The sequence below is a fragment of the Salinibacterium sp. SWN139 genome, assembly GCF_015864625.1.
Classification (GTDB): Bacteria; Actinomycetota; Actinomycetes; order Actinomycetales; family Microbacteriaceae; genus Rhodoglobus.
Window position 1 is genome coordinate 150,349 of the sequence record NZ_JADYWV010000003.1, and the last position, 21,134, is coordinate 171,482.

Annotated in this window: 17 protein-coding genes and 1 riboswitch; of the genes, 5 read left to right on the forward strand and 12 right to left on the reverse strand. The window is 60.1% G+C overall.

Features of this window, described 5'->3' with window-relative positions:
- The first annotated feature begins 17 nt into the window (after positions 1–17).
- Complete coding sequence (gene efeB, locus I6E74_RS10685; protein WP_197125557.1) at positions 18–1,289, forward strand: iron uptake transporter deferrochelatase/peroxidase subunit; 1,272 nt, start codon at positions 18–20, stop codon at positions 1,287–1,289.
- A 30-nt stretch (positions 1,290–1,319) separates the two neighbouring features.
- Here efeB and I6E74_RS10690 read toward each other — a convergent pair whose 3' ends face one another.
- The 7 genes from I6E74_RS10690 to I6E74_RS10720 form a co-directional block, all read right to left on the reverse strand.
- A complete protein-coding gene (locus I6E74_RS10690) occupies positions 1,320–1,856 on the reverse strand; it encodes a hypothetical protein (protein WP_307784456.1) in 537 nt (178 codons plus the stop codon).
- A gap of 74 nt (positions 1,857–1,930) precedes the next feature.
- On the reverse strand, positions 1,931–3,838 hold the full coding sequence (gene typA, locus I6E74_RS10695; RefSeq protein WP_197125559.1) for a translational GTPase TypA: 1,908 nt from the start codon (positions 3,836–3,838) through the stop codon (positions 1,931–1,933).
- A 203-nt stretch (positions 3,839–4,041) separates the two neighbouring features.
- A complete protein-coding gene (locus tag I6E74_RS10700) occupies positions 4,042–5,844 on the reverse strand; it encodes an ABC transporter family substrate-binding protein (RefSeq protein ID WP_307784457.1) in 1,803 nt (600 codons plus the stop codon).
- 108 nt (positions 5,845–5,952) lie between these two features.
- A complete protein-coding gene (locus tag I6E74_RS10705; protein ID WP_197125561.1) occupies positions 5,953–7,704 on the reverse strand; it encodes an ABC transporter ATP-binding protein in 1,752 nt (583 codons plus the stop codon).
- Complete coding sequence (locus I6E74_RS10710; protein WP_197125563.1) at positions 7,701–8,660, reverse strand: ABC transporter permease; 960 nt, start codon at positions 8,658–8,660, stop codon at positions 7,701–7,703. Before I6E74_RS10710 ends, I6E74_RS10705 begins: the two co-directional genes overlap by 4 nt.
- A complete protein-coding gene (locus I6E74_RS10715; RefSeq protein WP_197125564.1) occupies positions 8,650–9,579 on the reverse strand; it encodes an ABC transporter permease in 930 nt (309 codons plus the stop codon). Before I6E74_RS10715 ends, I6E74_RS10710 begins: the two co-directional genes overlap by 11 nt.
- 139 nt (positions 9,580–9,718) lie before the next feature.
- Positions 9,719–11,311 (reverse strand): ABC transporter substrate-binding protein, encoded by a 1,593-nt coding sequence (locus I6E74_RS10720; RefSeq protein WP_231601532.1) that lies wholly within the window; start codon positions 11,309–11,311, stop codon positions 9,719–9,721.
- Between the two features lie 264 nt (positions 11,312–11,575).
- Between I6E74_RS10720 and I6E74_RS10725 the strand changes: the two genes are divergently transcribed.
- From I6E74_RS10725 to I6E74_RS10740, 4 genes are read left to right on the forward strand one after another with little or no spacing between them, the layout of a single operon-like run.
- Positions 11,576–11,977, forward strand: coding sequence for a thiol-disulfide oxidoreductase DCC family protein (locus I6E74_RS10725; protein WP_197125566.1), 402 nt, complete (start codon positions 11,576–11,578; stop codon positions 11,975–11,977).
- A complete protein-coding gene (locus I6E74_RS10730; protein WP_197125567.1) occupies positions 11,974–12,756 on the forward strand; it encodes a CPBP family intramembrane glutamic endopeptidase in 783 nt (260 codons plus the stop codon). The genes I6E74_RS10725 and I6E74_RS10730 overlap by 4 nt, the downstream gene beginning before the upstream one ends.
- A gap of 50 nt (positions 12,757–12,806) precedes the next feature.
- Positions 12,807–13,283, forward strand: coding sequence for a GyrI-like domain-containing protein (locus tag I6E74_RS10735; RefSeq protein ID WP_197125568.1), 477 nt, complete (start codon positions 12,807–12,809; stop codon positions 13,281–13,283).
- Between the two features lie 19 nt (positions 13,284–13,302).
- Complete coding sequence (locus I6E74_RS10740; RefSeq protein ID WP_197125569.1) at positions 13,303–13,725, forward strand: VOC family protein; 423 nt, start codon at positions 13,303–13,305, stop codon at positions 13,723–13,725.
- 101 nt (positions 13,726–13,826) lie between these two features.
- Here I6E74_RS10740 and I6E74_RS10745 read toward each other — a convergent pair whose 3' ends face one another.
- From I6E74_RS10745 to I6E74_RS10765, 5 genes are all read right to left on the reverse strand, one after another.
- On the reverse strand, positions 13,827–15,512 hold the full coding sequence (locus I6E74_RS10745; RefSeq protein ID WP_197125570.1) for a VWA domain-containing protein: 1,686 nt from the start codon (positions 15,510–15,512) through the stop codon (positions 13,827–13,829).
- Positions 15,513–15,841: 329 nt separating this feature from the next.
- On the reverse strand, positions 15,842–18,769 hold the full coding sequence (gcvP, locus tag I6E74_RS10750) for an aminomethyl-transferring glycine dehydrogenase (RefSeq protein WP_197125572.1): 2,928 nt from the start codon (positions 18,767–18,769) through the stop codon (positions 15,842–15,844).
- On the reverse strand, positions 18,769–19,140 hold the full coding sequence (gcvH, locus tag I6E74_RS10755) for a glycine cleavage system protein GcvH (RefSeq protein ID WP_197125574.1): 372 nt from the start codon (positions 19,138–19,140) through the stop codon (positions 18,769–18,771). The genes gcvP and gcvH overlap by 1 nt, the downstream gene beginning before the upstream one ends.
- A gap of 2 nt (positions 19,141–19,142) precedes the next feature.
- On the reverse strand, positions 19,143–20,300 hold the full coding sequence (gcvT, locus tag I6E74_RS10760; RefSeq protein WP_197125576.1) for a glycine cleavage system aminomethyltransferase GcvT: 1,158 nt from the start codon (positions 20,298–20,300) through the stop codon (positions 19,143–19,145).
- Between the two features lie 138 nt (positions 20,301–20,438).
- A riboswitch (glycine riboswitch) is annotated at positions 20,439–20,560 on the reverse strand.
- 54 nt (positions 20,561–20,614) lie between these two features.
- Positions 20,615–21,046: an Lrp/AsnC family transcriptional regulator gene (locus I6E74_RS10765; RefSeq protein ID WP_197107398.1), complete on the reverse strand. Its 432-nt coding sequence runs from the start codon at positions 21,044–21,046 to the stop codon at positions 20,615–20,617.
- Positions 21,047–21,134: the final 88 nt, after the last annotated feature.

A 21,134-nucleotide genomic window follows, 5' to 3' on the forward strand; every position in this document is an offset into this window, starting at 1 on the left:
ACACCGAAAGAACAGCAATGCCAACAGATGACACCAAGGGTCTCTCCCGCCGCGGCCTCCTCGGGCTCGCTGGGGCTGGCGTTGTGGGTGCCGGACTCGGCGTTGGCGGAGCTTTCGCGTTCGGCGGCGGCGGCGGCTCGTCGACGACGGGCAACGATGTCGCCGCGACCTACCCGTTCTTCGGCGATCACCAATCGGGCATCATCACGCCGGCTCAAGATCGACTCCACTTCGCCGCCTTCGACGTCAATGACATCCCTCGCGACGAGCTCATCGAATTGCTCCAGGACTGGAGCTACGCCGCCGCGCGCATGACGACCGGCGAAGCCGCAGGCGACTATGGTCCCGCGAGCGGACCCTACGATGCGCCACCGGATGACACGGGCGAAGCCCTCGATCTGCCACCGGGTGGTCTCACGATCACCTTCGGCTTCGGCCCTACGCTGTTCGATGATCGCTTCGGCCTCGCCAGCAAGCGACCATCGGCCCTCATCGACCTCCCGAAGTTCCCCAGCGACGCTCTGCTGCCCGAACTCGTGGGGGGCGACCTCTGCATCCAAGCGTGCAGCGACGACCCGCAGGTCGCCGTTCACGCCATCCGCAACCTCTCGCGTATCGCCTTTGGCCGCGCAACGCTTCGCTGGTCTCAACTCGGCTTCGGCCGCACTTCATCGACGACGCAAGCGCAGAAGACACCGCGCAACCTCTTCGGCTTCAAAGATGGCACCGCGAACCTGCGAGCTGAAGAAACCGACGCAGTCAACGACTACGTCTGGGCAACATCCGGAGACGGAGCTGCCTGGATGGCCGGCGGCTCCTATCTCGTGAGCCGCAAGATTCGCATGACCATCGAAACCTGGGACCGCACCTCACTGCGTGAACAAGAGACGATCTTCGGGCGCACCAAGGGTGAAGGCGCACCGCTCAGCGGCGGCTCCGAATTCACCGACCCCGACTTCGAGCAGGCCGGTCGCGATGATGCGCCGCTGATTGACGACAATTCGCACATGAAGCTCGCCCACCCCGACACCCACGGTGGCGCGCAGATTCTGCGACGCGGCTACAACTTCGTGGATGGCAACGACGAGCTCGGCCGACTCAACGCCGGCCTGTTCTTCATCAGCTTTCAGCGCGATCCTGAAAACCAGTTCGTACCCATCCAGCTCGCGCTCTCGCGCAACGACCTCATGAACGAATACGTGCGCTACGTCGGCTCAGCAATCTTCGCTGTTCCTCCCGGAGCACAGTCAGGGAGCTTTATCGGCGCGGGGATGTTCGACCTCGCCTAAACGGGTTTGCCTCAGCATTGCGCCAAGAGCTCAGTTGGCGATCTGCTCGCCCATCGAAGCGGGCGCGACCGTGTAGTTCGCGGTGTAGCCATCATCGGTCTGCGCGACAAGTACGACGACATTCCACGAATCGTTGGAGAAGAGAACCGAACCGGCACCATCAGCACCGCTGGCTTGCACTTGCGACTCGTAACCGGCATCCGCAAATTGCGTTTCGATGGCGTCGAGGGGCGATTCAGCGCCCGTCAAGATGGTGATGTTGTAGCCGCGATTGTCTCCGTCGCCGGCAGCGATGCCAAACTGCACTTCGCCGTCGGCCAGTGGCACTGCACTGGGGAAGCCCTCCGGAACCTCATCGCCGCCGAGGCTCACTTTGCCGCCGGTAGCCTGTTCCACAATTCCGCCGATGGGGTTTTCGCCGAAACAGCCCGAAAGCGCTGGCGTAATGGCCAAGGCCAGAACGAGGGCAACGGACGCGCTAACACTGCGGCGGGCGCTCAACATGACTAACTCCAGAAGTGACGCGGTGGTGCGACTGAATACGCCGTTAACCAACGATGCAGCCACGATCAGGATGACCGTAGCTGCATCGTACTCCGCGCAGATTGCCGACTCATGTGAGCCCGCTGCGAGAAGAAAGGTTAGGCGTTTTGCTTCTTCATGCGCGACGTGCTGCGTGCGCGAGCGTTGGCATCGAGCTCGACCTTACGGATTCGCACGAACTCCGGAGTTACCTCTACGCACTCGTCTTCGCGAGCGAATTCGAGGCACTCTTCCAACGTGAGCTTGCGCGACGGAGTCATACGCTCGAACGAGTCCGAGGTCGACTGGCGCATGTTGGTGAGCTGCTTTTCCTTGGTGATGTTGACGTCCATGTCGTCGGCGCGCGAGTTCTCGCCGACAACCATGCCTTCGTAGACCTCCTGCGTGGGCTCGACGAAGAACGACATGCGCTCCTGCAGAGCAACCATCGCGAACGGAGTAGCCGCACCGGCACGGTCAGCAACGATCGAACCGTTCACGCGCGTGACGATTTCGCCAGCCCAAGACTCGTAACCGTGCGAGACGGCGTTCGCGATACCAGCACCGCGGGTGATGGTCATGAATTCGGTGCGGAAACCGATGAGGCCACGCGACGGAACGATGAATTCCATACGAACCCAGCCGGTGCCGTGGTTGCTCATTCCCTCCATGCGGCCCTTACGAGCAGCAAGGAGCTGAGTGATCGCACCGAGGTATTCCTCAGGAGCATCGATCGTGAGGTGCTCGAACGGTTCGTGAACCTTGCCGTCGACCTTCTTGATAACTACCTGAGGCTTACCGACGGTGAGCTCAAAGCCTTCGCGACGCATCTGCTCAACGAGAATGGCGAGAGCAAGCTCTCCACGACCCTGAACTTCCCAGGCATCCGGACGACCGATGTCGACAAGCTTGAGCGAGACGTTACCGACGAGTTCGCGGTCGAGACGGTCCTTGACCATGCGAGCGGTGAGCTTGTGGCCCTTGACCTTGCCGATGACCGGCGAGGTGTTGGTTCCGATGGTCATCGAGATTGCGGGGTCGTCGACCGTGATGGTCGGCAACGGACGAACATCGTTGGGGTCACAGAGAGTTTCACCAATGAAGATGTCCTCGAAGCCTGCAACAGCAACGATGTCACCGGGGCCGGCGCTTTCGGCCGGGTAACGGTCGAGAGCCTTTGTGATCATGAGCTCGGTGACGCGCACGTTGGCAACGCTTCCATCGTGCTTGACCCAGGCAACAGTCTGGCCCTTCTTGATGGTTCCGTTGAAGACACGCAGAAGAGCAAGACGGCCAAGGAACGGCGAGGAGTCAAGGTTGGTAACCCAGGCCTGCAGGGGGTGCTCGTCGTCATACGACGGTGCGGGAACGTGCTTGAGGATGGCGTCGAACAGCGGCTCGAGGTCATCGTTGTCAGGAAGGGTGCCGTTTTCGGGCTTGTTCCAGCTTGCAGCACCGGCACGGCCCGAAGCGTAAACGATCGGGACGTCAAGGATGGCGTCCAAGTCGAGGTCGGGAACGTCGTCTGCCATGTCGCTCGCGAGGCCGAGGAGCAGGTCCTGGCTTTCGGCAACAACTTCGTCAATGCGCGCATCCGGACGGTCGGTCTTGTTGACCAGCAGGATCACGGGAAGCTTGGCTTCAAGAGCCTTACGGAGAACGAAGCGAGTCTGCGGAAGCGGGCCCTCACTGGCGTCAACGAGCAGTACAACGCCGTCGACCATGCTGAGTCCACGCTCAACCTCGCCACCGAAGTCGGCGTGGCCGGGGGTGTCGATCACGTTGATCGTGATGGGGCCATCGGTGGCGTACTTGCCGTTGTACGAAATCGCGGTGTTCTTCGCGAGGATCGTGATGCCCTTTTCGCGCTCGAGCTCGTTCGAGTCCATCGCGCGTTCTTCGAGGTGCGCGTGCGCCTCGAAGGAGTTCGTCTGGCGAAGCATCGCGTCAACGAGGGTTGTCTTTCCGTGGTCAACGTGGGCAACGATCGCTACGTTGCGCAAATCGCTGCGAGTGGCCATAGCCATAGCAATATTCCTTAATTCATTGGAGGCTGTGCGGTCTTTCACCGCAGACGCTGCGCAGAAATTCTCGGCAGCAGATCGGCGGCCTGATGCCACCGGGTAAAGATCTTGGGAGGTCGCAGAAGATCATTCAGAGTATCCTGCTCCACCAGTTTACCCTGTTTGACAAGATTTATCGCAGCCGCCCCATCAGGGGGACGAAAATGCTAGGGCTTCCACTCCCACACGTTCCACCATACGCCCGGATTCAGCGATGACAACGAGACGTTAGTGACCCGGTCTTGGTCGTATGCGACTGTGGCGGGGTATTGGAATAACGGCATTCCATAGGATGCACTCCAGAGCGCAGCATCCGCCGCCTTCAGGGCGTTGGTTCGTCCCTCAGCGTCCACGCTCGGGTCAGTCGCATCGGCTATCAACGAATCAAACGTGGAATCAGAGAAGTAGTTGAGGTTGGCATAACCGCCGGTGCCGTAGATCGCCGCCGAAAGCCCTACGCCAGGGCGAGGATTCTGCCAGCTGAACAACGCAGCGTCGTAGGCACCGGGGGTGCCGAGTTGGTCACGCCAGTCGTCACTCGAGCAATCACTCACTACGAACCCCGCCGCCTTGGCCGACTCGGCGATGGAGGTGTATTCGGCGGCACGCATGTCGTCAGAGGCGTCATAGAGGATGCACACGCCAGGCTTCGAGACGCCCGCTTCGGCAAGAAGCTCTTTGGCGCCAGCAATGTCCGGCTCGGCGAAGTCGGCAGAGCCATTAGCGGCACGCGCACTGCGATAGCCCTCATCGCCGGGAGCGAAGAGGAATGAGTCGCGCGGGGTTGCCCGACGATACAGCTCGCCTAGCGCAGTCTGAACAACTGCGGCGCGCGGCACCGTTTTGAGGAACGCTTGACGCACGAGCGGATCATCGAAGACGCCACTCTTTGACTCCGCGAATTGCAAGTCAAGGTGTTCAAACCTATCGGTGGTGCCATCGATGACCGTGGCGTTCATCGTGGCAAGAGCATTGCGCACATCTTGATTCATTGTCGGCTCTGCTACTTGTACAGCACCAACAAGCAAGGCCTGTGCTTGCGCTAGCGGATCGCTCATGAACCGAACGCGAATCTCTTGAAAAGTCGGCTCGCGCATGCCGCTGTAGTCCTCATTGGCCCTCAGAGTCACGTACTGATTCGCGACGAAGTCAGAAACTACGTAAGGTCCGTTCGAGACGACAAGGCTCTTATTCGCGGGCATGCCCTCGAAGTTGAAGACCGTATTCCAGGTGCGCGCGATCGCGGCAAGGTCGCTCTCATTACCCTCGCTAATAGCGGAGAAAACGCGCTCTTTGGCCTCGATCGAGTCGTCACTGGCGAAGGCCATCATGCCGACGACGTGGGCAGGCTTGGCCGCAGAATCTGCGCCGAAGAACGCAGATTGCCACTGAGCGGTTGGCTCGTCAAACACGAGGGTGAGCGACATCCGATCGTCACTCATTTGCGGCATCTCTGTGACGAGGCCGATTCCGGTATCTCCTGTGGCGCTGGCGTCGAACAACACGCGGTCATCCGAACGATCGATCGGCGCGCCCGTCTCGGAGTCCACCGTGCTGGCGGCATCCGCATCGGGAGTATTGAGAGCACTGGATGTCGCAGCCCACTCCAAGAGCAGATCAACAGCATCAACGGCGGAACCATCTGACCAGCGCACGCCGTCAGCGACCGTATAGGTCACTGCGAGGGGGTCATCGGACACCTTCTCGAAGTGGCCGAAAGATTCATCGCGCACGAGCGCAGACTTGTCGTCGAAGTAGGTGAAACCGGAGCCTGTTGCATAAGCAATGGTGGCGTTCGTGTCACTCGCACCAAAAGAAGTCGACGGGTTGCCCGAGGTGTAGGGCTGAGTGACCGCGACGGTAAGCTCTGAGCCTTCGATGGTGGGCGATTGCTGAGGAACACAGCCTGCCAACACCAATACTGCGGCGGCGGCAACAGCAAGGCTCGCCGTAATTCTTGTGGCGCTCACGAAACCCCTCCTGCACACGGACACACAGCGCGCGGTGGCACGCTAGAAACGAGTCTAAGTCAGAAGGGCCGCTCCCCGAGTGGGGAACGGCCCTTCTGCACTAAGAAACTAGGCGCCGAGTGTGATGTTGGCGCCGGGGATCGCTTCAAGCAATTCCTGCGTGTAGGGATTGCTGGAGTTCTCAAAGACCTCGTCTGTCGACGCGGCTTCTACGATGCGGCCACCCTGCATGACGCACACGTTATCTGCCACCAGTCGCACGACAGCGAGGTCGTGCGTGATGAACAGATACGTGAGCTCAAGCTCGGTCTGCAACTCGGTGAGGAGATTCAGCACTTGCCCCTGAACCAGCACGTCAAGAGCCGAGACCGCTTCGTCGAGCACGAGCACCTCTGGCTTGAGTGCCAAGGCACGAGCAATAGCAACACGTTGACGCTGGCCACCGGAAAGTTCGCCGGGGTAGCGGTGACGTGCTGCCTGCGGCAGCGAGACCTGATCGAGCAGTTCGCTCACCCGGTTGTAGCGTTCCTTCGCAGTGCCGAGCTTGTGAGCAAGCAGCGGTTCTGCGATGGTGTTTCCCACGCTGTACTGCGGGTCGAGTGACCCATACGGGTCTTGGAAAACGGGCTGAACGCGGCGACGGAACTCGAGGAGTTCCTGTCCCTTGATTCCCGCGAGGTTCTTGCCATCGAATTCGATGTTTCCGCTCGTGAGCGATTCGAGCTGAAGAATCAGCTTGGCGACCGTCGACTTGCCAGAACCGGACTCCCCGACCAGCGCGGTCGTGGTGCCCTTCTTGACGCCAAAGGAAATGTCGTTGACGGCAAGAAGCTTGTCTTTGCGGAAGCCCTGCTTGCGAATCTCGTAGACCTTGGTGATATTGCTCACCTTGATCAGGTCCTCATCCGCTGATGCTTCTCGGGTTGCGGCACGAGCGATGAGAGCTTCATCGAGCGAGCCTTCACCGAAGATGCGCACGCTGTCGTCAGTCGACTTCGCCGATTTGATCGACTGGATGCGACGCGAGGCGAGGCTCGGTGCCGCAGCGACGAGACGCTGAGTGTACGGATGCTGTGGGTTCTCAAGAATCGCACGCGACGGTCCCGATTCCACAACCTTGCCCTTGTACATCACCACGAGTTGTTCAGCACGCTCAGCAGCCAGGCCGAGGTCGTGAGTGATAAAGAGCACGGAGGTGCCGTAATCACGCGTGAGTGTTTGCAGGTGGTCGAGGATCTGGCGCTGCACAGTGACATCGAGCGCCGACGTTGGCTCGTCGGCGATCAGGAGCTTCGGGCGAGCCGAGAGTCCGATACCGATGAGAACACGCTGGCGCATTCCGCCAGAGAACTGATGAGGGAACTGCTTGAGTCGCTCGCTGGCATCGCTGAGGCCGGCTTCTTGCAGTACTTCGATGGTGCGCTGGCGCGCTTCTTTGCCCTGAGCGATTCCGTTGGCCTTGATCGCTTCCTCTACCTGGAAGCCAATGCTCCAGACGGGGTTGAGGTTCGACATCGGGTCCTGGGGAACGTAGCCGATCTGGCTACCGCGCACCTCAGCAAACTGAGCATCCGAGAATTGGGTGAGGTCGTGGCCTTCGAACTCGATCGAGCCGCCCGACACCTTGCCTGCACCCGGGAGGAGCCCGATAACTGCTTGCGCAGTCGTGGACTTGCCCGATCCGGATTCACCGACGATCGCGAGCGTCTGCCCCTGATACAGCGTCAGGTCGACGCCGCGGACGGCGGGCACAAGACCACGCTGAGTCTCGAAGCCAACTTCGAGGTTGCGAATCTTGAGCAGCGGTGTTTCTTCGTTCGAGGAGTCAGACGACACGGAAACTGTTTCTGGATTGGTCATCGGCGTGCTCTCGCTTCCGGGTCAAGGGCATCGCGAACTACGTCGCCGAACATCAGGAAGGCAAGCACGGTAATCGAAAGCGCAGCCGAAGGCAGCAAAAGCGTCTGCGGGTGCGTACGAACCGTTACTTGAGCCTGGTTGATCTCGTTACCCCACGACATGACGGTGGGCGGCAAACCAATTCCGAGGAATCCGAGAGTCGCTTCCGCAACGATGAAGATACCGAGCGACACCGTGGCCACCACAATTACGGGAGCAATCGAGTTGGGGATCACGTGGCGAACCAGAGTCTTGAATCGCGAGACACCGAGGGCGGCCGAAGCCGTGACGTAATCCGAGTTTCGAGCCGACAAGACTGCGCCACGCATGATGCGCGCAATCTGGGGCCACGCAAACAAGGAGAGCACGAGCGACACGGTGAGTGCGTCACGAACAGAGATTACCGAGAACAGAACGATTGCTCCGAGAACGGTGGGGATAGCGAAGAAGACGTCACCGACGCGCGAAACGAAGGAGTCGAGGAACCCGCCGTAGAAGCCCGCAAGAGCCCCGATCACGCCACCGAAAAGGGTCACGATCACCGTGGTCAGCAGACCGATGGTCACCGATGCCTGAGTTCCGAAGATGATTCGCGAGTAGACGTCACAGCCCTGGCGGTTAAACCCGAGAGGGTGACCGGCCTGAGGGTCTCCGTTACTGAACTTGAGGTAGCACTCTCGGGGGTCAGCGCTAGCGAAAAGCCCCGGGAACACCGCCACAACTACGATCACGAAGATCAAGCTGGCTGAGACCCAGAACATCGGACGACGACGCATGGCTTCCCAAGCGTCTGTCCAGGTGCTGCGGGCCTTACCGGTTTCATCAACCTGATCGATCTCAGCGACCGGAGTCTCTGCGAGAGAGGCGATGAAATGTTCTTGGCCGGGACGATGCCGACCAGTGTTGCTACTTGGCATAACGGATCCTTGGGTCAAGCGCGGCGTAGAGCAGGTCAACAAGCAGGTTGGCTAGCACAAAGATGATGACCATCACTGCGACGAAGGAAACCACAGTGGGACCCTCCCCTAGCCGGATTGCTCGATAGACGGTTCCACCGACACCGTTGATGTTGAAGATTCCCTCGGTCACAATCGCACCGACCATGAGCGAACCGATATCGACTCCCAGGTAGGTGACGACTGGAACAAGCGAGTTACGAAGAACGTGCACGGTGACAACTCGACGCCGCGAGAGTCCCTTAGCAGTGGCCGTGCGGACGAAGTCTGCGCCGAGGTTGTCTGCCACGCTCGCACGGGTAAGCCGCACAATATAGGCGAACGAAACCGAGGCGAGAACGATCGCCGGCAAAATGAGTTCGCCCCACGGCGCCGCACCGCTGACGGTGGTTCTTGCCCACCCCAGTTGGATGCCGAAGACGTATTGAAGCACAAAACCGACAACGAACGTCGGAACCGAAATCAGCAGAAGGCTGATCACGAGGGCGGAAGCGTCGAACAGCTTTCCCTTGCGGAGACCAGCAACGAGGCCGACGATGATGCCGAAAAAGGCCTCAATCGCGAGAGCAAGCAGCGCTAGTCGAGCGGTGATCGGAAAGGCCTGAGCCATAACGTCGATGACCGGTCGGCCGGAGAACGTCGTTCCCAGATCGCCTTGGAAGAGCCCACCGATGTACAGCAGATACTGAACGATGAAGGGTTTGTCGAGGTTGTACTCCGCTCGAACCGCTTCAATCACTCCGGGAGCTGGCGGGTGGTCGCCGTAAAGCGCAGCGATTGGATCGCCGGGAACCGCGAACACCATGAAATAGATCAAGAATGTCGCGCCGAAAAACACGGGGATCATCTGGAGGAAGCGCTTGCCTGCATACCAAAGCATCAGATGGTTCCCTCGAAGGAACGGATAAGCATAAGAGTCACAATCACTGAATGAGGGTACTCAGTGTAATGCCCGGGGCCTAAAGCTAGCCCCGGGCATTACACCTTGAGAGTGGAAACTGGGTAAAACTAAGAGCTAATTAGCCCTTGGTTACCTCGTTGTACAGCGGGACAGAGTCCCAACCGAATACAACATTGTCAACGGTGTCAGAGTAGACACCGGTGACGTTCGAGTACCACAGCGGGATCGAAGGAAGGTCGACCAGGAGAACTTCCTGAGCTTCCTGGTACTTCGCCGTTGCCTCTTCTACGGACGATGCGCTAGCACCCTCAGCAAGGATCTTCTCGAACTCGGGGCTCGAGTAGCCTTCCTTGTTCGAGCCGGCTCCATCAACGTAGAGCGGTCCGAGGAAGTTGTACAGCGACGGGTAGTCAGCCTGCCATCCGGCACGCGTTCCACCGGTGAGCGCGTTAGCGTCACGGTCGTTGAGCGCGTCTGCGAATGTCGGGTACGCCTTGCCCACAGCTTCAATGCCAAGCGTATTGCTGATGCTGTTAGCTACAGCGTCAACCCATGCCTGGTGTCCACCATCAGCGTTGTACGCGAGGTCGAAGACGGTGTCTCCGTAAGGTGCGATTGCGTCAGCTTCAGCCCACAGCTTTACAGCCTCATCCGGGTTGAAGTCGAGGACTTCAGCGCCAGCAAGGTTGTCAGAGTGACCAGCGATTACCGGCGACGTGAAGTCGGTTGCCGGCGTACGAGTGCCCTGGAAGATGACATCAGTGATTTCGGCGCGGTCGATCGACATCGAGATAGCTGCACGACGCAGCTTGCCCTCTTCGCCCGACCAGTGCTCGAGGTAGTACGGCATGTTGAACGCCTGGAAGATTGCTGCAGGCTGGTTCACCGAACGACCCGGGAAGTCCGACTCGTAGGTTGCGAATGCCGAGTCAGGGACAGCGTCGAGGATGTCGAGGTTGCCACCGAGAGCGTCAGCGTATGCCGCATCTTGACTCGTGTAGAAGATGATCGTCACGCCGCCGTTGACAGCCTTGCGTACACCGTCGTAGTCAGGGTTGGTGACGAGGTCGATCTGGACATCGTGCTGCCATCCGTCTTCAGCAACCATGTACGGACCGTTACCGACAGGGTTCTCACCGAATGCGTCAAGGTCTTCCCAAGCCGACTCGGGCAGCGGCATGAATGCCGAGTAGCCGAGACGCAGCGGGAAGTCTGCCTCAGGGTTGATCAGGGTGACGGTGAACTCGGTGTCGCTGACAACGTCAAGACCCGTGAGCTCTGATTCCTCGTCGTAGCTGAAGCCCTCGATGTTGTCGAAGAAGTACGAGGAGCTTTGCGCGTTGCTGAGCAGTGCGCCGTACTGCCATGCCTTGACGAAGGAGTCAGACGTTACAGCTTCACCGTTGGTGAAGGTCCAGCCGTCGTTGAGCGTGACGTTCCACACCTGTCCGTCTTCGGATTCGATCGACTGAGCTACTTCGTTGACTACATCGCCATCAGCGGTGTAGGAAACGAGACCAGCGAAAATCGAGGTGACGATCTTGCCGCCACCAGTTTCGGTGGTGTTGGTCGGAATGAGCGACTGCTGTGGCTCGCTACCGTTTGTGGTGATGATCGCGGCGGTGTCGCTTTCGGCGGGCGCCTCGCTGGCCGAGCAACCCGCAAGTGCGAGTGCTGAGGCTGACAGCAGTGCGATTGCACTGATGCCCATGCGTGATCTCTTCAATGTTTCCTCCTGTGCAGAATTGCGCTAACGGCACGGAATTTTTGGCGCCGCACCGCGCTTGATAGTTCACACCCTAAAACGGGGGGATGCCCCAATCAAAACTGTAAAGCCAAACGTTACACAGCGGTAACGCTCGTGAAGATTATGTGCATACTTTGCAGAATTCCCGCGCACGATCGCTGCCATTCACTACAAAACTGCGCAAACCTCTCCAGAGCGACGCCCAGCAACGTGAGTTAACATCTTTCCATGTCGCAATCGAGCCCGGCTTCCCGCGCGCCCCAGACCATACTGATCTTCGACGGTGACTGCGCCTTTTGCACCCTCTGGGTCAATCGTTTGCAGGCAATTCTTCCGGTGTTCCCCGAGAGCACTCCCTGGCAATGGATCGATCTCGACGACTACGCCCTCACTCAGGACGACGTTGAAAAAGCGGCCTGGTTCGTGACTCCTACTCGACAGTTCGCCGGCCACATGGCGTTCTCAGCCCTTCTGAGAATTCAGCCAAATTTCGGATGGCGCTTCCTTGGGCATCTCATTGCCACCGAGCCCTTCAGCACGATCGCCTCCCTCGGCTACCGTTTCGTCGCGCGCTTCCGGCACCGTCTGCCCGGCGGAACTCCAGCCTGCGCCATGCGCCCCTCCGAGTGAGCTCAGCACCAGCGCTTCCTCAGTCGCGCGGCCGGCTCTGGACAGAGATCTCGATCGTTCTTGCGCTCTCGCTCGGGGCATCCGCGATCTATTCGATCGTCTCGATCACGAACAGACTGACGCGTACCGAATCGCTGTCGCAGCAAACCGCAACGCTGAATTCGTCGCTCAGCACACGGCCAACCTTCGACCTGATCTATCAGCTGCTCGGTATCACTTTTGATCTCGCGCCCGTCGCGCTCGTCGCGTTCCTGTTGTGGAGTGCGACCACGCCGCGACTATCGAGACTGGGAATCGACTTCACACGCCCGACTCGCGATGGGCTCACCGGAATCGCTCTCGCCCTTGCGATTGGCATCCCCGGAATCGCGGTCTACCTCGCCGGGCGTGCCCTCGGCATCACCGTCAATGTTGTCCCCGCTGCACTCGACCAATACTGGTGGACCGTGCCCGTGCTGCTGCTCTCGGCGCTGCGTGCCGGTATTACCGAAGAAGTCATCGTGATCGGCTACCTTTACGCCCGACTCGGCGACCTTGGCTGGAGCCGCTGGCAGATCATTATCTCGACTGCGATCCTGCGCGGCACCTATCACCTCTACCAGGGCATTGGCGCGTTTGTCGGCAACGTCGCCATGGGATTGCTTTTCGGCTGGCTCTACACGCGCTACCGTCGAGTGCTGCCCCTTGTCATTGCCCACACCCTTATCGACGCTGCCATCTTTATCGGCTACGGCTGGGCTCTAGGAGCGTTTCCCGCGCTCTTCGGCGCCACGGAATAGTTCTCCACAACCAGTACCGTTCGCTACACCCGAGGCGTAGAGTGTGGCGCATGTCGTCGGAAATCACTATTGAAACAGTGCCAAGCCACGTCGTTGCCGGCATCGAGTTCTCGACAACGATGCAAACTCTGCCTGCCGACATGAGCGGCGCAATCGGCACCCTGCTCACCGAGACTGCCGACCCCGCCATCACCGTCGCGGGGCCCGTGATGGCCGTGTACACCGAAGAGATGCGCACCGATGGGCCATGGAAGTGCGAAGTCTGCGTTCCAGTCGCGAATGGGCTCATCGACCATCCAGTGCTCGCGACACACGAACTCGCTGGCGGCCGCGTTGCTACGGTCACACATCACGGTGCCTACAGCGGCCTCAAGGCCACCTACAACGACGTTTTTGATTGGTTTAGCGAACACGGCCACACCTACGCCGGAGCACCCCGCGAAATATACCTCAACACCCCTGGCGAGGTTGTCGAAGCAGAGCTCCTCACCCGCCTCGAATTTCCCGTGGTTCCCGCCGCCGAATAGCTCCAGAGAGGAAACAACCATGAAAACGAACCCCTACCTGAGCTTTAGAGACAATGCTCGCGAAGCTCTTGCCTACTACCAGTCCGTGTTCGGCGGCACCACCGAAATTCATACCTTCGCCGATTTCAACGCCAGTGAAGATCCCGAAGAACAAGAGTGGGTCATGCACGGCCAGCTGGAATCCCCGGCCGGAATCACGCTGATGCTGGCCGACACCCCCAAAACCATGGACTACAGCCCTGGCGGATCGATGTCGATCTCGATTGCGGGCTACCTGAGCGAAAAAGCCGCCATCGAGGGCTACTGGGAAAAGCTGTGCGACGGTGGTCGAATCGACATGCCGCTCGAGCGCGCCGAATGGGGCGGGATCTTCGGAATGGTGCTCGACCGCTACTCCGTGAACTGGATCGTCAGCATCAGCGACGACAACGAGACGCGTTAGCGCCGCACTGCAGCGGTCTGCGTCGCCGCAGCGCTGACCCCCTCGAGCGGGCATCCTCAGGATGCTCCGCTTCGAGAGTCAGCGAGCCGCGGCCTGAGCGACTACGTGCAGTTCGGACGACAGGACCGCTGGCTGAGGGCATCCACGAGCACCTTGCCGAGGTCTTCTGGCACGGCAGCGGAATACGCTGCACCACCCGTGGACTGCGCAATTTCCGTCATCGACTCCAAGTCAGTGTCCGGACCGAAACCGATCAAGATCACTGGAACGGGCTCATTCGGATCGTCGAGCGCTTTCAAGTTTTTGAGAAGCGCCGACAGGCTGATGCCGTTGTCGTCTTCGTTGTAGCCATCAGTGATGAGCAGAACCGAGTTGATCTTCGACGGGTCGTAGTCTTCCTTGACCTCCTTGACCGCAGCCAAGATGGTGTCATAGAGCCCCGTGTAGCCATAAATGCGATCTGGCAACGATGCGACGACGTCATTGATTTGAGCCACATGGTCGGGATCAGATAGCGGTGCAATCGGCGACAGCGGTTCCCAGTCCTGAGTGCCGATACGGTTCTGCGAGAAGGCCCACACGCCCAGCTCGGCTTCGCCCGAGAACTTTGACAGCGCCTCACTAGCAGCGAGCTGGAACACGTCGATTCGTCGCAGGCCATTATTCGCCGGATCCAGCATGGAACCTGAAGTGTCAATGACAACGAGGAGTCGCGAACGAAGCGTAAGAACACTCCACGAACGAAGAATCTCGATCTGTACTGCAGCATCTGCCGTCGGCTTCGCTTCAGTGGCTGTCTCGGGAACTCCCGTCACCCGCAAGTCGCCGCCACCATCAGCATCGCGGAAACCCTCCTTGGCCAATACTTCAGCCGACGAGCGCGTTGCCGCCGCCAGCGCCGTAAGAAGTCGTTGCGGAGCATCGGCAGCGACTATTTCACTCGCTACTGCAGCGGAAGCGCCTGTGGACGTAGAGGTCGCTGAAGTGGACGTCTCAGCTTCTTCATCCCCACCGACGACCTCAACAAAGGGGTAGGTCAATTCGACCGTTCCGTCCGTCGGATATAGCGCGATCATGGGCGAGGACTCAGACCCGCTGTTGTAGGTGGCAACTTCGCGCTCCGTTGTCACGACAACGGTGGGCAGAGTTGCGTCAGTCGCGAGCCCGAAAGCCTCTTCGGAAGTCTGGGGAATTGTTTTTCCCATGGCGATCATGGCACCCGCGAACTGGCGCGGATCTTCAGCAGACGAGACCGACTGCAGCTGCGCAAGGCCAGCAAGGCTCGCGGTATTCGCCTCGGGGTCAGGAACCAGGGTCACCACAGTGCCGCTGAGTAGTGATTCCCACGACAGCGGCGTATCGCCGAGGTCAGCGACTTGCGATGCGGATGTAGCCAGCACTACCGGGGTGCTCGCCACGTAGTCGGTGATCTCGAGCTCGGGGGCAGTGCGCCCCAACGAGTCGGCCATCGATGTGACGCGATCGAGCCAAGCCGCCGAGTCCGGAACCCACGCGTCGAGATCGCCGGCAGCACCTGAAGCGAAGAGAGCAGCGGTGTCTGCCGAAACGAGCGAACGGACTTCGGTTTCCGTGCAGTTGCCGTCGGCCTCATCGAACTCCGCCGCGACGATAGTGAGGGCAGGAGCAATCGACGGGTCAGCGGCGATTACGACAGGGCGAGTCTCTGTGCAGCCGCCCGCTAACGGCGCAACAGCATCCGAAATCCATCCAATTGCACCCAGTTGGATGCCAGCGAGAGAGAGTGCTGCAATGGCAACCAGTGCCACCGGCGCCAGCCACCAACGCTTCTTCCACCGTTGCCAAAAAGTTTTACGGTGTCGATGCCGTCGGGTGGTCACGAAGCTCTCCAGTCGGTGAGAAAGCGATTTGGGGTCGTCGGGTCGACCACTCGCTGTACACCAAACGCACATTACAACACCTGAAGAGAGAAAATCCAGCTAAAGTGAAGAATTTTACCCACGGCAGATGCCGATGCCAGACGAATGCTGGTGTCCCACATTCGGGGGACACAATTATGGCGCGTGCAGAACCGAACTGGATCGGTTTCGCACGCGCCATTTTCCGTTACTCAAGCAACGAAATTTAGGGCATTTCGCTAGTGCGCAAACGCCTCAATCGGCGGGCACGAGCAGACCAAATTGCGGTCGCCATACGCGTTGTCAACACGGCGTACCGGCGGCCAGTACTTGCCTGAAACGAGAGAGCTCAACGGATACACCGCTTGCTCACGCGAATACGAGTGATCCCAGTCGCCGGCGATCACCGAATGCGCCGTGTGCGGAGCGTTGATGAGGGGATTGTCGTCGGCTGGCCACGTTCCGGCCGCCACGGCATCCGCTTCTTCCTTGATGGCAATCATCGCGTGGATGAAGCGATCGAGCTCGGCGAGGTCTTCGCTCTCGGTAGGTTCAACCATGAGCGTGCCCGATACCGGGAACGACATCGTCGGAGCGTGGAAACCGTAGTCAATGAGGCGCTTGGCGACATCGTTGTTGTCGATGCCGGTCGCTTCCTTGAGGGGACGCAGATCGAGGATGCACTCGTGAGCAACGAGGCCGTTGTCTCCCGCGTACAGCACCGGGAAGTGCTCGCGTAGGCGCACCGCAATGTAGTTGGCCGAAAGCACAGCGGCACCGGTCGCGGCTTTGAGGCCAGCCGATCCCATCATGCGCACGTAGGCCCACGTGATCGGCAGAATGCTCGGGCTTCCGTACGGTGCAGCACTGACCGCTCCCCCGGCGTGAACATACGGGCCGGCAGCACCGGTCTGCATGTCGAAAGCCGGATGATGCTGGCTCTGCGCCATGGGGTGTCCAGGCAAGAACTTAGCCAAGTGCGCTTTCGCCACAACCGGACCAACGCCGGGACCGCCACCACCGTGAGGGATGCAGAAGGTCTTGTGCAGGTTGAGGTGGCTGACATCGCCGCCAAAGTCACCGAACCGCGCGTAACCGAGCAGAGCGTTGAGGTTGGCGCCATCGACGTACACCTGTCCGCCAGCATCGTGCACGGCCTGCGTGATTTCACGCACTTCGTGCTCGTAAACACCGTGGGTGGAGGGGTAGGTGATCATGAGGGCGGCGATTTCACTCGCGTGCTCGGCGATCTTGGCGCGCAGGTCGTCGAGGTCGACGTTGCCGAGATCATCGCAAGCCACCACAACGACACGCATTCCGGCGAGCATGGCGCTGGCGGCGTTCGTGCCGTGCGCACTCGACGGAATGAGGCAAATCGTGCGTTCCGGGTTGCCATTCGCGCGGTGATAGCCACGAATCGCGAGGAGCCCCGCGAGTTCGCCCTGGCTTCCGGCGTTTGGCTGCAACGACGCGGTGTCGTAACCGGTGACCTCAGTGAGCCACGACTCGAGGTGCGAAATCATGACGAGATAGCCCGACACATCTTCGGCCGGAGCGAAGGGATGGATGCCCGCAAATTCCGGCCAGCTCACCGCTTCCATCTCGGTCGCTGCGTTGAGCTTCATCGTGCACGAGCCCAGCGGGATCATGCCGCGGTCGAGCGCGTAATCCTTGTCGGCGAGGTACTTGAGGTAGCGCATCATGCTCGTCTCCGAGCGGTGCGTGTTGAACACCGGGTGCGTGAGGTACTCGCTCGTGCGGTTGAGATCCTTGGGGATTGTGGTGTCGTCGGGCGAGTAGCTGAAGAAGCCGCCCTCGAGCCCAAAGGCTTCCGCGAGATCATTCTCTTGCGCTGCGAGCATTCCGCCGTAAGGCTGCGTCGAGACTTCGTCGAAGCTCAAACGAACAGTGTCAGCATCCACAACATAAAGCAGGATGTCGCTCTCGAGCGCCTTGGTGGCTATCGCTTGCGCCTGGCCCTTTTTCGTCACCGACAGGGTGTCGAAGAAGGTCTCGTTCTCGACCGTGTAGCCGGCAGCGGTCAAGCGTGCTGCGAACTTCGCGGTGTCGTGGTGGATGCGCTGAGCGATTCGCTTGAGGCCCTGCGGTCCGTGATAAACGGCATACATGGATGCCATAACAGCGAGCAAAACCTGCGCGGTACAGATGTTGGAGGTCGCTTTCTCGCGGCGGATGTGCTGCTCCCGCGCCTGCAACGAAAGACGGTAGGCGGGGTCGCCAGCGGCATCCTGAGATACGCCGACGAGGCGGCCGGGCAACTGGCGTTCGAGGCCCTTGCGCACCGACATGTAGCCGGCGTGCGGTCCGCCGAAGCCCATCGGAACGCCGAAGCGTTGCGTGGTGCCGACGGCAACATCTGCGCCGAGTTCACCTGGCGACTTGAGAATCGTCAACGCAAGCAGATCAGCGGCAACAACGGCGAGTCCGCCGTGAGCTTTCACCGCAGCGATAACCTCGCTGGAATCCCACACGCGACCGGTTGCACCCGGGTATTGGATGAGCGCGCCGAAGCACTCCGGCAGCTCAGGGTTCGCACCGAGCGTTGCCAGGTCGATCTCAACAAGCTCAATTCCGAGAGCCTCCGCGCGGTTCGCCAGCAGAGCCTTGGTCTGCGGAAAAGTATCGGCATCCACGATGAACACGGGCGACTCCACGCGAGCCGCACGGCGCGCAAGGAGCATCCCCTCAACAGCGGCGGTGCCCTCATCGAGCATCGACGCGTTCGTCGTGGTCATTCCAGCAAGGTCAGCAACCATCGTCTGGAAGTTGAGGAGAGCCTCAAGGCGACCCTGGGAAATCTCCGGCTGGTACGGCGTGTACGCCGTGTACCAGCTCGGGTTTTCGAGCACGTTGCGCTTGATCACCGCGGGTGTGATGGTGTCGTAATAACCGAGACCGATCATGCTGCGACGAATCTTGTTTGCGCCAGCGAGAGCACGCAGTTCGGCGAGCGCTTCACGCTCGGAAGCAGGAGCCGGGATCGTGGAATTCACAATCGGAGTCTGGTGAATCGCCGGCGGAACCGCGGCATCCACGAGCGATTCAAGGCTGTCGTAGCCGACAGCGGCCAACATGCTGGCCTGGGCTGCGTCATCCGTGCCGATGTGGCGGTCAGCAAACGTGCCGCTGATGAAAGGGTTGGGCATTATTCGCCTGTCAATGCGGTGTATTCGTCGAGGCTGAGCATCGACGGGAGTTCAGTAAATTCGATCTTCACGAGCCAGCCTTCACCGAAGGGGTCACTGTTGACGAGTTCTGGGCTGTCGGCGACAGCATCGTTGGATTCGACGACGGTTCCCGCAACGGGAGCGAAGAGTTCGCCCACCGACTTGGTCGACTCAATCTCGCCGACGATCTTGCCCTCAGCGACGGTGGCGCCGACCTTGGGCAGATCAACGAAAACGATGTCGCCCAGCTTGCCTGCGGCGAAGTCGGTGATTCCGACCGTCGCGACATTGCCGTCAACCAACACCCACTCGTGCTCGGCGGTGTACTGCAATTCGCTCTTCTCAGCCATGATCAGGCCTCTCTTTTGTAGAAGGGTAGGGAAACAACGGATGCAGCAATGCGACTGCCCCGCACATCAATGTGAAGCTCGGTGCCGACTTCGCTCACGGCGGGGTCGACATAAGCCATCGCGATGGGGTGGCCCAGGGTCGGCGAGAGCGCACCCGAGGTAATGACGCCAACTTCTTTATCACCGTGAAAGAGCAGGTAGTCGGCGCGACCGGCGCGACGACCTTCAGCGGCGAGGCCGACGAGCACGCGGGCACCAGCATCCGGCCCGGCTTCGATCGCACTGCGACCGACGAAGTCGCCCTCCTTGCTGAGCGCAACAACGCGGCCGAGGCCCGCCTGCACGGGGAAGGTGCTGAGGTTGAGTTCGTGACCGTACAGCGGCATGCCCGCTTCGAGGCGGAGAGTGTCTCGGCACGCGAGACCGGCGGGCACGAGGCCGAGCGGTTCGCCGGCGACGGTGAGCGCTGCCCAGAGGTCGGCCGCGGCATCCACATGAATGTACAACTCAAAGCCGTCTTCGCCCGTGTAGCCAGTGCGACCGATAATGAGGTCGGTGCCATTGAAAGTGGCCGCGGTTTCGCGGTAGTACTTCAGTTCATCGAGCGGCGTAGCGAAGTCGCCGAGACCGGTGGTCGCTTCGAGGATGGCGCGCGAGACCGGACCCTGCACGGCGATGAGCGCGTAGTCGTCGCTCTCGTCGGTGACCACTACGTCAAAGTCGGCAGCGCGCTCGGTGAGAGCAGTTGCGGCAGCGAAACGGTTGCCTGCGTTCGCCACGACGAGGAAATGGTCGTCGGCAAGGCGATAGGTCACGAGGTCATCGATGATGCCGCCCGCCTCATTGAGCAACAGGCTGTACTTGGCTTGCGCCAAGGCAATACCCGAGAGCTTGCCCGCGAGTGCGTAGTCGAGGTACGCGCCAGCGTCAGCGCCGCGCACGTGAATCTCTGCCATGTGCGAGATGTCGAAAATGCCGGCAGCGGTGCGCACGGCATGGTGCTCGGCGAGGTCGGAGCTATACCGCACCGGCATCATCCACCCAGCGAAATCGGTGAACGCAGCACCGAGTTGCTCATGGATGCTGTGCAACGGCGAATACCTCACCGCGGTGGGCGAAGATTCAGCGGATGAAGCTTCAGAACTTGATACATCGGTCACGGAGTTCTCCTGGCGCATGGGCTAGTGAATAGAACTCCCCCTCTGTGATGAGCCTGAGAGCTTCACACGCTAAACGCTAGCGAGCTTTCACCGTCGGCGGAACCTCAGGGTGATGCGAGGTTCTCTTTCCAGAGTGGCCAGTGCGGTGCGGTACGTGAACCTGAGAGATTGGCGGGGAGGCTTGCTCCTTCGGTGCCGGCCTGGCGCTTGCCAATTTCAGTTGACTAGCGCTGGGTGCCCGGCTCTCCCGCATCGTGTTGCGGCCCGATGTTCAGTTGTGAGTTCAGCATAGCAATGTGGGGAGGGCAATCGCGTTACAGGAGCGCTGAACTGAGCAACAAACTGGTCTCGCTGTTCACGACACCTTCCACATTTCGCATGCGGGCCAGCACCCGGTCGAAGTTGCTGAGGCTGTCGGTGCGGATGTCTGCCACCAGATCCCAGGCGCCGTTGGTGGTGTGAAGTTCATGGATCTCGGGCAGGCCTCGCAACTGGCTGATCACAGAGTCCGTCGATCGCCCTTCTACCTCCACAAAGGCAATCGCCCGAATAAACGAGGGGTCGCGATCTTCCCGAATACGAATCGAGAAACCGAGCACTGTGCCGTTGCTCACGAGGCGATCGATACGGCTCGTGACGGTCGCGCGGGTGACGTTAAGGCGACGCGAGAGGCTCGCCACGGACTCGCGCGCATCGGCTCGAAGCGCGGCGAGGAGGCGACGATCGAGGTCATCTAAGTCAGACATACACAAAGTGTATAATTTAGCATTGCATTATGCCTAGTTATTGGCCGGAAATAGCGTCGACTGGGAGTTGTAGCTACATAGTGCACAT